1 protein-coding gene is annotated in these 293 nt (G+C 60.1%); it reads left to right on the forward strand.

Annotation, left to right across the window (positions count from 1 at the left end; genetic code table 11):
- On the forward strand, positions 1 to 293 hold a 293-nt coding region (locus tag J9892_RS21605), incomplete at both ends, for an IS66 family transposase zinc-finger binding domain-containing protein (protein ID WP_210538967.1).

Raw genomic sequence — 293 nt, forward strand, 5'->3', positions numbered from 1 at the left:
CCGCATTACCCTGCCGCCGATTGCGCTTGCTGTGGCGGGGACATGGTGGCCCATGCCAAACCCTATCAGGTTCATCAGGTGTTCGAGCTGCCCGAGGTGAGCTATCTCGTCACCGAACACCAACTGTATCGTGCGACCTGCTCACGGTGTATCGGCACGACCCAGGCCGCACTGCCAGACAACGTCAGCAGCAGCCAGATGGGGGCCAATCTGCTCAGCTACATCGCGCTGCAAAGCGGCCAGTTTCACCAGAGCGTCAGCCAGATACAGCAGCAGCTCAAACAGCATTTCGG

It is taken from the genome of Aeromonas sp. Prich7-2 (genome assembly GCF_017939255.1).
Taxonomy (GTDB): Bacteria; Pseudomonadota; Gammaproteobacteria; order Enterobacterales; family Aeromonadaceae; genus Aeromonas; species Aeromonas caviae.